Annotated in this window: 11 protein-coding genes and 1 pseudogene; 5 read left to right on the top strand and 7 right to left on the bottom strand. The window is 61.3% G+C overall.

Annotation, left to right across the window (positions count from 1 at the left end):
• The gene (locus IB250_RS23915; RefSeq protein ID WP_192345820.1) at positions 1-1353 is read right to left on the bottom strand and encodes a 3-oxoacyl-ACP reductase; all 1353 of its coding nucleotides are present in this window, start codon (positions 1351-1353) and stop codon (positions 1-3) included.
• Positions 1354-1618: 265 nt separating this feature from the next.
• Here IB250_RS23915 and IB250_RS23910 point away from each other — a divergent pair, with 265 nt between their 5' ends.
• Positions 1619-2896, top strand: a complete 1278-nt coding sequence (locus IB250_RS23910; protein WP_008069695.1) for an acetyl-CoA C-acetyltransferase — start codon at positions 1619-1621, stop codon at positions 2894-2896.
• A 14-nt stretch (positions 2897-2910) separates the two neighbouring features.
• On the opposite strand, the gene IB250_RS23905 is transcribed toward IB250_RS23910, so the two are convergent.
• Positions 2911-3939, bottom strand: a complete 1029-nt coding sequence (locus IB250_RS23905) for a bile acid:sodium symporter family protein (RefSeq protein ID WP_192345819.1) — start codon at positions 3937-3939, stop codon at positions 2911-2913.
• Between the two features lie 84 nt (positions 3940-4023).
• Between IB250_RS23905 and IB250_RS23900 the strand changes: the two genes are divergently transcribed.
• The gene (locus IB250_RS23900) at positions 4024-4815 is read left to right on the top strand and encodes an AraC family transcriptional regulator (RefSeq protein ID WP_192345818.1); all 792 of its coding nucleotides are present in this window, start codon (positions 4024-4026) and stop codon (positions 4813-4815) included.
• Positions 4816-4917: 102 nt separating this feature from the next.
• Here the strand turns inward: IB250_RS23900 and IB250_RS29105 are convergent, their stop codons facing one another.
• Complete coding sequence (locus tag IB250_RS29105) at positions 4918-5646, bottom strand: methyl-accepting chemotaxis protein (protein WP_371917492.1); 729 nt, start codon at positions 5644-5646, stop codon at positions 4918-4920.
• Positions 5647-5775: 129 nt separating this feature from the next.
• Positions 5776-6864 (bottom strand): annotated as a pseudogene (locus IB250_RS29100) (cache domain-containing protein); the annotation flags it as partial.
• Positions 6865-7309: 445 nt separating this feature from the next.
• Here IB250_RS29100 and IB250_RS23890 point away from each other — a divergent pair.
• The gene (locus IB250_RS23890; RefSeq protein WP_007907116.1) at positions 7310-8203 is read left to right on the top strand and encodes a PA4780 family RIO1-like protein kinase; all 894 of its coding nucleotides are present in this window, start codon (positions 7310-7312) and stop codon (positions 8201-8203) included.
• Positions 8204-8454: 251 nt separating this feature from the next.
• The gene (locus tag IB250_RS23885; protein WP_192345816.1) at positions 8455-9669 is read left to right on the top strand and encodes an MFS transporter; all 1215 of its coding nucleotides are present in this window, start codon (positions 8455-8457) and stop codon (positions 9667-9669) included.
• Here the strand turns inward: IB250_RS23885 and cueR are convergent.
• From cueR to IB250_RS23870, 3 genes are all read right to left on the bottom strand, one after another.
• Entirely contained in the window at positions 9623-10036 is a 414-nt protein-coding gene (gene cueR / locus IB250_RS23880; protein WP_007907120.1) for a Cu(I)-responsive transcriptional regulator, read from the bottom strand. The genes IB250_RS23885 and cueR overlap by 47 nt on opposite strands.
• Entirely contained in the window at positions 10033-12426 is a 2394-nt protein-coding gene (locus IB250_RS23875; protein WP_192345815.1) for a heavy metal translocating P-type ATPase, read from the bottom strand. The genes cueR and IB250_RS23875 overlap by 4 nt, the downstream gene beginning before the upstream one ends.
• 170 nt (positions 12427-12596) lie before the next feature.
• On the bottom strand, positions 12597-12980 hold the full coding sequence (locus IB250_RS23870) for a hypothetical protein (protein ID WP_192345814.1): 384 nt from the start codon (positions 12978-12980) through the stop codon (positions 12597-12599).
• 148 nt (positions 12981-13128) lie between these two features.
• Between IB250_RS23870 and IB250_RS23865 the strand changes: the two genes are divergently transcribed.
• Positions 13129-13326, top strand: coding sequence for a heavy-metal-associated domain-containing protein (locus tag IB250_RS23865; protein ID WP_008069687.1), 198 nt, complete (start codon positions 13129-13131; stop codon positions 13324-13326).
• Positions 13327-13334: the final 8 nt, after the last annotated feature.

Raw genomic sequence — 13334 nt, 5'->3', positions numbered from 1 at the left:
TCAGGCTCCCAAAACGCTTTGCCCGCAGACGCGCAACGCCTGCCCGGTAAACGCTCCGGTGCCCGGTTGTGCCAGCCAGGCCACGGCTTCGGCGACGTCTTGCGGCAGGCCGCCCTGGCCCAGCGAACTCATGCGCCGCCCGGCTTCGCGCAGGCCGAAGGGCAGGTGCGCAGTCATCTGGGTTTCGATGAACCCTGGCGCCACTGCGTTGATGCTGATGCCGCGCTCACTCAGCAGCGGCGCCCAGGCCTGGGCCAGGCCGATCAATCCGGCCTTGCTCGCGGCATAGTTGGTTTGCCCGCGATTGCCGGCGATGCCGCTGATGGACGCCAGCAGAATCACTCGGCCGTTGTCGCGCAAGGTGCCACTGTCGAGTAACGCCTTGGTCAGTACTTGCGGCGCGTTGAGGTTGACCGCCAGCACCGCGTCCCAGAATTCCGGGGTCATGTTGGCCAGGGTTTTGTCCCGCGTAATGCCTGCGTTGTGGACCACGATGTCGATGCCGTCGGGCAAGTGTTCAATCAATTGTGCTGCGGCGTCTTCGGCGCAAATGTCCAGGGTGATGCCGCGCCCGCCGAGGCGTGCGGCCAGGGCCTCTAGATCGTTCTTGGCTGGTGGCACGTCGAGCAGGATTACCTCGGCGCCGTCGCGGGCCAGGGTTTCGGCGATCGAGGCGCCGATGCCGCGCGCCGCGCCCGTCACCAGTGCCTTGCGTCCCGACAAGGGGCGACTCCAGTCCATCACCTGCACCTCACACGCTTTCAGGCGAATGACTTGCCCGGAAATGAACGCGCTTTTGGGCGAGAGGAAAAACCGCAGTGGGCCTTCCAGTTGATCTTCGGCACCTTCGCCGACATAGATCAGCTGCAACGTGCCGCCGCTGCGCAGTTCCTTGGCCAGCGAACGGCTGAAACCTTCAAGGGCGCGTTGGGCACTGGCGGCGAACGGGTCGCTCAAGGTCTCCGGCGCCCGGCCAAGGATCACCACATGCGCATGGTGGTCGAGGTTTTTCATCAGCGGCTGGAAGAACTCGCGCAGCTGTTTCAACTGATCGACCTGCACCAGGTCACTGGCGTCGTACACCACGGCTTTGAGTTTCTGGCCGTGGCCGGGAATCCACGCGGTGGCCAGGGTCGGATCGGTGCCGTAGCTGTAGATCGTGTCGGTCAGGCGGTTGGCGAGGGTGCTGACTTTTTCCGCCAGCGGGCCACCGCCAATCAACAGCGCCCCCTCGATAGGCCGCAGCCGGCCTGCTTGCCAGCGTTCCAGTCGTACCGGCGACGGCAGACCCAGGGCACCGACCACACGATGGCCGATGGACGAATTGGCGAAGTCGATATAGCGGTCAGACATGGATCACGCTCCAGCAGCTGGGGTTAAAAGTGTGGACCAGGAATGGCAATTAGTCGTTCGACCCACGAGATACGGCCTACGCTTGATCATTGCAGGTTAGTTTGTAATGGGACTTTCGGGGAGCGCAGACCTGTGGGAGCGGGCTTGCCCGCGATAGCGGTGTGTCAGTCAGCAGAGATGTTGAATGAGCCGGCCCCTTCGCGGGCAAGCCCGCTCCCACAGGGGTATGTGTTCACAATTGAATATCAGGAAGGAGAGCTTTTTCATGACTCAGCTGCGTCGCGTCGCGATTATCGGTGGTAACCGTATCCCCTTTGCCCGGTCCAACGGGCCATACGCCACTGCCAGTAACCAGGCGATGTTCACCGCAGCGCTGGAAGGCTTGATCGAGCGCTATAACCTGCACGGTGTGCGCATGGGTGAAGTGGCGGCTGGAGCGCTGCTCAAGTATTTGCGTGATTACGGCCTGACCCGCGAATGCGTGCTCGGCTCGCGGTTGTCGCCGATGACGCCGGCCTATGACATCCAGCAAGCCTGCGGCACGGGGCTGGAGGCGACGTTGTTGGTGGCGAACAAAATCGCCCTGGGTCAGATCGAATGTGGCATTGCCGGCGGCGTCGACACCGCCTCGGACGTGCCGATCGGGGTCAACGAAAGCCTGCGCAAGATCCTCTTGCAGGCCAACCGCGCCCGAAGCACCGCCGACAAACTGAAAACCTTCCTGCAACTGCGTCCCCGCCACTTGATGCCCGACTTTCCAAGCATCGGCGAGCCGCGCACCGGCCGGTCGATGGGCGAACACTGTGAAATGATGGCCCAAACCTGGAGCATCCCGCGTGACGAGCAGGATCAGCTGACCCAGCAAAGCCATCAGAAACTGGCCGCGTCCTACGCCGAAGGCTGGCATAACGATTTGATGACACCGTTCCTCGGCCTGACCCGGGACAACAACCTGCGCCCGGACCTGACCCTGGAAAAACTCGCCTCACTGAAACCGGCCTTCGAGAAAAGCGCCAAGGGCACCCTGACCGCGGGCAACTCCACGCCACTCACCGATGGCGCGTCGGTGGTGTTGCTGGGCAGTGAAGAATGGGCGAAAGAGCGCGGCTTGCCGATCCTCGCTTATTGGCGTGACGGCGAAGCGGCGGCGGTGGATTTCGTCAACGGTGCCGAAGGCCTGCTGATGGCGCCGGCTTATGCCGTGCCGCGGTTACTGGCGCGCAATGGCCTGACCTTGCAGGACTTCGATTACTACGAAATCCATGAAGCGTTTGCCGCGCAAGTGCTCTGCACACTCAAGGCCTGGGAAGATCCGGAGTTCTGCAAAACCCGCCTCGGCCTCGACGCACCGTTGGGCTCCATCGACCGCAGCCGCCTCAACGTCAAGGGCAGCTCACTGGCCGCCGGGCATCCGTTTGCCGCCACCGGTGCGCGCATCGTCGCCAACCTCGCGAAGTTGCTGGACGCGGCGGGCAAGGGCCGAGGGTTGATTTCGATCTGCGCAGCGGGCGGTCAGGGCGTGACGGCGATTATCGAGCGCTGATTGCTGATTGCTGATTACTGGGGGGTGAGCACTGCCGCGCGTTGCTGCGCGGCCATTTCCCGGTTGCGGTTGGCGTAACCCTCTGCCATCACCGAGCAGACGATCAGCTGCAACGGGTGATAGATCATGATCGGCAGCAGGATCAAGCCAAGGCCGGGGTTGGCGCCGAAGATCAGCGCCGCCATCGGTGCGCCGGCCGCCAGGGATTTCTTGCTGGCGCAGAACACCGCGGCAATCTCATCGGCAGGGCTGAACTTCAGCACCCGAGCGGTGCGGGTGGTCATCCACAGGATGATTGCCAGCAAAATCGCACTGCCCATCAGTGCAGTCAGAATCACGCTGTTGCCCTGTTGCTGCCACATCCCCGACACCATCGAGTTGCAGAACGCCGAGTACACCAGCAGCAGAATCACCAGTTTGTCGGCGATGTTGGTGTAGCGCTTGTGCCGAGCGAAAAACTTGCCCAGTAACGGCCGCAGCAATTGCCCGAGCACCAGCGGCAATAGCAGCATGGCGCACAAGTCGAGCAGGGTTGCACCGAGGTCGATACCGCCAGCGCCGCTGCCGACCACGAAACTCAGCAGCAACGGTGTCAGAAAAATCCCCAGCACGCTGGACAGGCTCGCGTTGAGAATCGCTGCCGGTACGTTGCCGCCCGCGCTGCCGGTGAGCGCCACGGACGAGGAAATGGTCGAGGGCAGGGCGCAGAGGTAGAGGAAGCCAAGCATCAGCAGCGATGGAAGGTGCGAGCCCAGCAGTTTGTCGCTCAGCAGCCAAATCAACGGAAACACCGCAAAGGTGAAGGCCTGAACCATCATGTGCAGCTTCCAGTTCTTCAGCCCGTGGCGGATCTGCTCGCTGGAGAGGTTGATCCCATGGAGGAAGAACACCAGAAACACGCCGATGTTAATCACATACTCCGCGTGCATCCCGCCGCCGGTGGCGCCGAAGGTCGGGAAGACATACGCCAGCAGCGTGGCGAGCAGCATGCCGCACAAGAACCAGTCGGTGACCACGCGTTTGAGGTGTTTGAAGGCATGCATGATGGGCACCGAATACGTTTGTAAGAATTGATGACTTAGCCTAACGTCGGCTCCATCAGCCGTCTTGCGACATAAGGCCAATCAATGCCGACTAACGGACAACTTTCCCTCGAGCGGACCATCCCGGCACTGACGGCGTTGCCGCGTCCGTTGTATGCGCGGGCGGAAAGTCTGAACGCCGGTTCATGGACGTCGCCGCATCGTCACGATTGGGTGCAGTTTTCCTACGCCATCAGCGGCGTTCTCGGTGTGCATACCGCCGAGGGCAGCTTCTTTGCGCCGCCGCAGTGGGGGATCTGGATTCCGGCGGATCTCGAGCATCAGGTCGTGACGTCGATGCGTGCCGAGATGCGCAGCCTTTACGTGCGCCGCGAGGACTGCGAATGGGCGGAGGGGCGTTGCCGAGTGCTGGAAGTCACGCCATTGGCGCGGGAGCTGATCAAGCGCTTTTGCCTGCTTCCCGTGGAATATCCACAGGGCGACAGCCAGGAAGCGCGATTGGTGGGCGTGCTGCTGGATCAGTTGGCGAGTCTGCCGGAGGTGGGGTTTTCCCTGCCGCTGCCCCGGCATGAACGTTTGCTGGGTTTATGCAACGAGCTGATCGACAGCCCTGAGCGCAATGCGACCTTGCAGGAATGGGCCGAGCGTTTGGGTACGTCGGAAAAAACCCTGATGCGCTTGTTCCAGCGTGAAACCGGCTTGAGCTTCCGCGGTTGGCGCCAGCGCATGCGGCTGCTGTCGTCGCTGAGTTTGCTGGAGGAGGGGAACAGCGTGACCAATGCCGCGCTGTCTTGCGGGTATGACTCGACGTCGGCGTTTATTGCGGCGTTCAAGGGGTTGTTCGGGTTTACCCCGGGGGAGTTGTTTAGACAGTGACGGCCTCATCGCGAGCAGGCACGCTCCCACAGGGTTTTGCGCTGTCCTTGTGGGAGCGAGCCTGCTCGCGATTGGCCGCGAAGCGGCCACCGGGATTCTGGATCAGGTTCTGAACCGCCGAACCAACCCATCCAGCTCATTCGACAACCCCGCCAGACTCTGCGAATCCAGGCGCGCCGAGTTCGCCAGTTCTGCCACCAACTGCGCATCGCCATGAATCTGGCTGATGTGGCGATTGATGTCTTCCGCCACTTGGTGCTGTTGCTCCGCCGCCGTGGCGATTTGAGTGTTCATGTCGCGAATCACATCCACCGATTCACGAATCTGCCCGAAGCTGCTGCGCGCCTCGCCGATACGCGTCACCGATTGCTGCGACACTTCCAGGCTGGCATGCATCTGCTGCGTCACCTGGCTGGTACGCTTGGCCAGGTTGCCCAGCAGGCCGTCGATTTCCGCCGTGGAGTCGGCAGTCCGTTTGGCCAGGGCGCGAACTTCATCCGCCACCACCGCAAAACCACGACCCTGTTCACCGGCCCGGGCCGCTTCGATGGCCGCGTTCAGGGCTAGCAGGTTGGTCTGTTCAGCGATGGAACGAATGGTCCCGAGGATCGACTGAATGTCGTTGCTATCGCGCTCAAGCTGTTGCATCGATTGCGCCGACTGTTCGATTTCCTGGCTCAAGCGATCAACACTGCTCACTGCGGCATCGATCTGCTGCTGACCTTCGCGCGCCTGGCGCTGGCCGCTGTCGGCCGACTCGGCGGCCTGGCTGCAGGAGCGTGCGACTTCGTTGGCGGTGGCGACCATTTCGTGGAATGCCGTGGACACCATGTCCACCGCTTCACGCTGGCGCCCGGCGGCTTCGGCCATGTCGCTGGACACCTGCGTCGAACTTTGGGAGGTGGCGAGGATCTTGGTCGCGGCGCCGCCGATGCTTTGAATCAGGTTGCGAATCGCCGCCAGAAACTGGTTGAACCAGTTGGCCAATTGAGCCGTTTCGTCGCTGCCACGGATTTGCAGGTTCTTGGTCAGGTCGCCTTCACCCTGGGCGATGCCTTCCAGACCGCTGGCCACGCTGCGGATCGGCCGCACGATCAAGCTGGCGAAACTGGCGCCGACGATGGCGAAGAACACCGCCAGTACCGCCGCGATGATCGCGATCAGCCAGGTCAGTTGAGTGGCCGAGCTCATTACGTCGGTCTGCTTGATCAGGCCGATAAAGGTCCAGCCCAGTTGTTCCGACGGCCAGACGTTGGCCATGTAACGCTCGCCATTGAGCTCGACTTCTACCAGGCCTTTGCCGGCCTTGGCCAGTTGCGCGTAACCGTCGCCGAGACTGGTCAGGGCTTTGAAGTTGTTTGCTGGTTGCTTCGGATCGACCAGTACCGTGCCGGTGTTTTCCACCAGCATCAGGTAGCCGGTTTCTCCGAGTTTGATCTGTTTGACGATTTCAGTGAGCTGCTTGAGCGTCACATCAATGCTGACCACGCCGCCGTTGGTGCCCAGTTTGTTGTCGATGGTGCGCACGGTGCTGACGTAAGTCGCGTCATCCTGAGCCCAGTAATAGGCCTCGGTGCGAAATGGTTTGCCGGGTTTGGCCTGCGCGGCTTTGTACCAAGGGCGCTGGCGCGGATCGTAATTGCTCAGCTTCGCATCGTCCGGCCAGGACACGTAACCGCCCGCCGCCGTACCGAGGATGGCATAGGCGTAGGCCGGGTGGCTGTTGCCCAGGTCCTGAAGGAGGGCAAAAACCTTTTTGTCCGACTCGCCTTGGGGAATACTTTCGGCGTTGGCGCTCATGTAGGTCTTGAGGCTGTCGTCGGAGTTCTTGATCAGCGGTTGGGTGGCCAGGTAATCGACGTTCTGGCTGATGCCGTCAAAAAACAACTGCATGGCATTGCTGACCTGACGAATCTCGCGGCCGCTGCCGTCGACAAAATTATCCTTGGCATCGCTGCGCAAGTTCAGCACCACGAGGGTGGCGACCAGCACCACGGGCAAGCAGGCGATGATTGCAAACGCCCAGGTCAACTTCTGTTTGATGTTCATCCGCGCTCCAGTTTTTTCTTGTAGGCCCACGCAGTGCAGATGACTCGCGGATTATTGGCAGCCGAAAACGTTCGATACCCCGATCCTTGAGTGCGCCCTCGTTATCATTGTCGGGGCGATTGTCGGACAATTCCTTTTCTCTCTCATGACTTCGGCTGAGGAACGTGGAAATTGAGGCCTGTTGAGAAAAATCCGGCGAAGGGTAGGGATCTACGTGTCAGATTCTGTCGCAAATGCCCTTGTAGCCCTTCGTCAACAAGTGGCGCAGGCTCAGCTATGATCCTGAGCGGTCGATGAGTTGTGTCTGATTAATCCGGCACATTGTGTGCTTCTTGATGTTCATGGGAACGTTCATAGGTCGGCAACCCCTCCCGCGAATGAGTGGATTGCCGTATAACGAATGACTTTCGCGTGTTTGGTAATAAAGGACCCACAATAAAAGCTGATGAAGACTCCAAAACGCATTGAACCCCTGATCGAGGACGGTCTGGTCGACGAGGTGCTGCGCCCACTCATGAGTGGTAAAGAAGCAGCTGTTTATGTGGTGCGCTGCGGCAACGAGCTGCGTTGTGCCAAGGTCTACAAGGAGGCGAATAAACGCAGTTTTCGTCAGGCGGCCGAGTATCAGGAAGGCCGTAAGGTGCGCAACAGCCGGCAGGCTCGAGCGATGGCCAAGGGCTCCAAGTTCGGCAAGAAAGAAACCGAAGACGCCTGGCAGAATGCCGAAGTGGCGGCGTTGTTCCGCCTGGCCGGTGCCGGTGTGCGAGTCCCCAAGCCGTATGACTTCCTCGAAGGCGTGCTGCTGATGGAGCTGGTGGCCGACGAGTACGGCGATGCCGCGCCGCGTCTGAACGATGTGGTGCTGGAGCCGGACCAGGCGCGCGAATATCACGCGTTTCTGATTTCGCAGATCGTGCTGATGCTGTGTACCGGTCTGGTGCATGGTGACCTGTCCGAGTTCAACGTGCTGCTGACGCCGACCGGCCCGGTCATCATCGACCTGCCGCAAGCGGTGGATGCGGCGGGCAACAACCACGCGTTCAACATGCTGGAGCGGGACGTGGGCAACATGGCGTCGTACTTCGGTCGTTTTGCACCGGAGTTGAAACGCACCAAGTACGCCAAGGAAATGTGGGCATTGTACGAAGCGGGCACTTTGCACCCGGCCAGTGTGTTGACCGGCGAGTTCGACGAGCCGGAAGAACTGGCAGACGTCGGCGGGATCATGCGCGAGATCGAGGCGGCCCGTCTTGATGAAGAGCGTAAGCAAGCGATCCGCGCTGCGGACGACGCGCCACCGAGCAAAGCCGAAGAACCTCCTCCACCCTGGATGCAGTGATCGGTTGACCCATAACCCGGCTTCGGCCGGGTTTTTGTTCATAGGATCACCGAATACCAAAACTTGACGAAGATCCAATGTGGGAGCGGGCTTGCTCGCGAAGGCGGTATGTCAGCCGACATCACCGTTGACTGACATACCGCTTTCGCGAGCAAGCCCGCTCCCACAGTAGATTTTTGGTGTAAGTGAAACAGTGCTCACACCCTGCCCACATGCAGGTATCTTCAAACCCCCACACTCAAGGACTGAATGTGAACTCCACCTGCAATGCCCGACTGATCATCGCCGCCCGGCTGATTTCGGACTTCGGCGCTTTCCTCAACATGGTTGCCCTGGCCACCTACGTCTATCTGCTCAGCAACAGCGCGATGAGCGTCGGCATCTTCCTCGCCAGCCGTGTCGCCGGGGGGATTTTTGCCAGTTTGATCGGCACCCGGTTCTATCGCTGCTGGGCCGGGCGTCTGCCGCTGATTGCCTTCGACCTGCTGCGCGCCGGTTTGCTGGGCCTGCTGTTGGTGCTACCGGTCACCCAACAAACGCTGCTGTTACCGCTGATCGCGTTCGGCCTGGGGTTCGGCAATTCGATGTTCGCCATCGGCCTCAACAGCCAATTGCCGCACATGATCGATAAGGCGCAACTGCTCACGACCAACGCCTGGATAACCTCTGCATCGTCTGCGGCGATGGTCGGTGGGAGTCTGGTGGCGGGATTGTTGGTGGCGGGGTTTGGCTTTGAAACGGTGTTTGCCCTGAACGTGGCCACTTACCTGTTGGCGGCGTTGTTGATTGTGCCGCTGCGGTTTTCCAGACCAGCACCCAGTGATGAACCCCTTCACCAACAAGGCGAATGGTCAGCCCTGCGTCAGGGCTTGCGTACGGCGCCGGTGCTGACGGCGATGCTGGCCGTTGCCATGGCCGACACTTTGGGCAGCGCCGCGCACAACGTCGGCCTCCCGATCATTTCAAAACTGCTGACACCCGAGTCGCCCAGCACCACCCTGGGCCTGATGCTGGCGGTCTGGGCCATCGGAAAACTCATCGGAGCGCGGATCGCCAGTCGCCTGAAAGGTACGGACAACGCGCACCTTGAACGGCGATTTTTCTTCGGCGTGTTGCTGATGTCCTGCGGCTTCATCCTGATGTTCCAACAGCAAACCCTTTATGGCTTGCTGCTGTTTTCGTTGCCCGCAGGCTTGGGCGACGGGTTCTCGGAAGTCGGCCTGATGTCGCGTCTGCAACGTGAACCGGACAACCTGCGCCTGCCGATTTTCAGCTTTTTGACGCTGCTGCAAATGACCGGGTTCGGCGTTGGCATGTTGATCGCCGCGCCGTTCTATTCCTGGTGGACGCCCGGCGCGGTGGTGTTGTTGTTCCATGGCATTCCCCTCACCACGTTGCTGGTGGCGAAGGGGTTGGCGCTCAGGAATGGGCGGGTTCGGCGCAGCAGCCTGACGCCAGCTCCTTGAGGATCGGGCAGTCCGGACGGTGGTCGCCGTGGCAATGTTCTACCAGGTCTTGCAGGGTGTCGCGCAGTTGGCCGAGTTCGCGAATCTTCTGGTTCAGCTCGTCGATGTGTTGACGGGCCAGCGCCTTCACATCAGCGCTGGCTCGCTGACGGTCCTGCCAGAGGGTCAGCAGTTTGCCGACCTCTTCCAGCGAAAACCCCAGATCCCGAGAGCGCTTGATGAACGCCAGGGTGTGCAGATCGTCGTCGCCATAAACCCGATAGCCACTGTCGGTGCGATGGGCCGCCTTGAGCAGGCCGATGGATTCGTAGTAACGAATCATCTTCGCGCTCAGACCGCTCTGGCGGGCCGCTTGGCCAATGTTCATCGGTGATCCTCCAGGTCTTTGGGTTTCCAGGTTTTCAACAGTAACGCATTGCTCACCACGCTGACGCTCGACAGCGCCATGGCGGCGCCGGCCAGCACCGGGTTGAGAAAGCCGAACGCCGCCAGTGGCAGGCCGATCAGGTTATAGACGAAGGCCCAGAACAGGTTTTGGCGAATCTTCGCGTAGGTCTTGCGGCTGATCTCCAGCGCCGCCGGCACCAGCCGTGGATCGCCGCGCATCAGGGTGATCCCGGCAGCGTGCATGGCGACGTCGGTGCCGCCACCCATGGCGATGCCGATGTCTGCCGCGGCAAGGGCCGGTGCATCGTTGATGCCGTCGCCGACCATTGCCACCACACCGGTTTTTTTCAGTGCGGCGACGGTGGCGGCTTTGTCCGCCGGCAATACTTCGGCGTGGACATCGCTGATGCCCAGCGCCTCGGCGACCACCTTGGCGCTGCCGCGGTTATCGCCGGTCAGCAGGTGGCTGCTGATGTTTCGTGCGCTCAGTTGTTGCACCGCTTGCAAGGCGCCGGGTTTGAGCGTGTCCCCGAAGGCGAACAGGCCGAGCACTCGCGGTTCAGGGCTTTGTTCGATCAGCCAGGACAGGGTCCGGCCTTCGGTTTCCCAAGTGGTTGCGGAGTCAGCCAATGGCCCGGCGCTCAGGCCACTTTCTTCCAGCAGGCGCCGATTGCCCAAAGCCAGTCGCCGACCATCGAGACTGCCGGCAATGCCGCGTCCGGTCAGCGATTGACTGTCGCTGACATCCGCCACGGTCAGGCCGCGCTCGGTGCAGGCATCCAGCATCGCCTTGGCCAGCGGGTGTTCACTGCCGCGTTGCAGCGCACCAGCCATTTGCAGCAAGGCGGCTTCGTCACCTTCGAGGGCACTCAGGTGCGCGATGCGCGGCGTACCTGACGTCAGCGTGCCGGTCTTGTCGAACACCACGGCGCTGACTTCATGAGCGCGCTCCAACGCTTCGGCGTCCTTGATCAAAATCCCGTAGCGCGCCGCCACACCGGTACCGGCCATGATTGCCGTTGGCGTGGCCAGCCCGAGTGCGCAAGGGCAGGCGATCACCAACACTGCGACGGCGTTGATCAACGCGGTTTCCAGAGGCGCGCCGTACAGCCACCAACCGAGCAGGGTCGCCAGGGCGATCAGCAGAACCACAGGCACGAACACCTGGCTGACTTTATCCACCAGTTTCTGGATCGGTGCTTTCGCCGCCTGCGCGTCTTCGACCAGGCGGATGATCCGCGCCAGCACGGTTTCTGCGCCGAGCGCCAAGGTCCGAACCAGCAACCGACCTTCGCCATTGATGGCGCCGCCGGTGACCTTGTCACCTGGTTGTTTTGGCACCGGCAGGCTCTCGCCGCTGATCAATGCTTCGTCGGCGTGACTCTGGCCTTCCACAACGATGCCATCCACCGGGAAGCGTTCGCCGGGTTTGACCATCACCAGATCGTTGAGGCGCAAAGCGCTGATCGCAACGTCCTGCTCGCGGCCATCGATCACCTGAATGGCCCGCTCCGGACGCAAGGCTTCAAGGGCGCGGATGGCGCTGGCGGTCTGGCGCTTGGCGCGGCTTTCCAGGTATTTGCCCAACAGCACCAGAGCGATCACCACCGCCGAGGCTTCGAAATACAGGTGCGGCATGCGACCGGCAGCGGTGGCCCACTCGTAAACGCTTAGGCCATAGCCGGCGCTGGTGCCCAGGGCTACCAGCAAATCCATGTTGCCGGCACCTGCGCGCACGGCTTTCCACGCAGCGACATAGAAGCGCGCGCCGAAGATGAACTGCACCGGCGTGGCCAACGCAAACTGCACCCATGCCGGGAGCATCCAGTGCACACCGAAAGGTTGCAGCACCATCGGCAGCACCAGCGGCAAAGCGAGGGCGATGGCCGCCAGCAAGGCCCAGCGTTCGCGATGCAGGCGTTGCTGTTGAATGTCGGCTTGCGGGTGTTCGACTTCCCAGACGCTGGCGGAGTAACCGGCCTTGGTCACGGCGTCGATCAGGGTTTGCGGATCGACCTGGCCGAGCAGTTCTAGGTGCGCACGTTCGTTGGCCAGGTTAACGCTGACACTTTTGACCCCCGGCACTTTGGCCAGCGCCCGTTCGACGCGGCCGACGCAGGACGCGCAAGTCATGCCGTCGATGCTCAATTCCAGGGTCTGCTGTGGCACGCTGTAACCGGCCTGCTGCACCGCGTCCATCAAGGCAGGCAGGCTGTCACTGGGCGCTTGAACCCGAGCCTGTTCGGTGGCCAGATTGACGCTGACGGCCGTGGCGCCGATGACTTTGCTCAAGGCACGCTCGACACGTCCGGCGCAACTGGCGCAGGTCATGCCGGCAATCGGCAGATCGAAAGTGGTGGATTCGGACATCGGTCACGCTCCCTGTAGAAATTACCTACAGGATCAACCTTGCCATGCGGGCAAGGTCAAGCGCCATGTTTCAGATCAAAAGATCGCAGCCTTCGGCAGCTCCTACGGGATCGGGTTAACACGCGGTCAATGTAGGAGCTGCCGAAGGCTGCGATCTTTTTACAGACGACTCAATACTCGAGGGCGGCAGGCTTGAGGTACATCCCTTCCTGCGTCATTGCAATCCGGAACTTCAACACATCCCCGGCTTTGAGCGTGATGTCCTGCGAACCCGGCGCGAGCATGCCCGGGTTGCAACCCGGCACCTGGCCCGGCAGCAGTTTGAGGCGCAGGGACACATTGCCCGGCGGCAGGTTGAACGAGGTGCTCTGTTCCTGGAACAGTCGCGCCGATAGCTGATCCTGGATGTACACGCCGATCTCGCAGGAAGTCGAAACCTCCAGGCGCTCGCGGGAAATGATCAGCACGCCGTAGTCCTCCCCGGCGGCTTGAACCGAAGGTGTCGCGGCAAATAGGCTGAGGAAGCCAAACAGGCTGAGAGCTGACCAGCGCATGGCTGAATCTCCTGATGTCGAGTCATAGATGGACGCAGCTTGGCCGAGCACGACGCCGATTGCCAGCCCGGCAGCTTGCTTGAGAACTTGACCTTGCCATGGTGGCAAGCTCGAGACTGACCTCAACCCTCATTAAAGGAGTTGTCCCATGCAAGTGTTCAATGTTGAAGGCATGTCCTGCGGTCACTGCGTCAAGGCCATCACTCAGGCGCTGCAAGCCAAGGATCCCGCGGCCAGCGTGCGCATTGATCTGGCGGCAAAAGAAGTCGGCGTTGAAAGTGCGCTGACGGCCGATCAGGTGATCGCCGCGATCAGCGAAGAGGGTTATGGCGTCAAACTGGCCTGAGTTTTTTA

Origin of the sequence: Pseudomonas sp. PDM09 (assembly GCF_014852305.1) — a bacterium.
Lineage (GTDB): Bacteria > Pseudomonadota > Gammaproteobacteria > Pseudomonadales > Pseudomonadaceae > Aquipseudomonas.
This window is presented reverse-complemented; position numbering and strand designations above follow the sequence as displayed.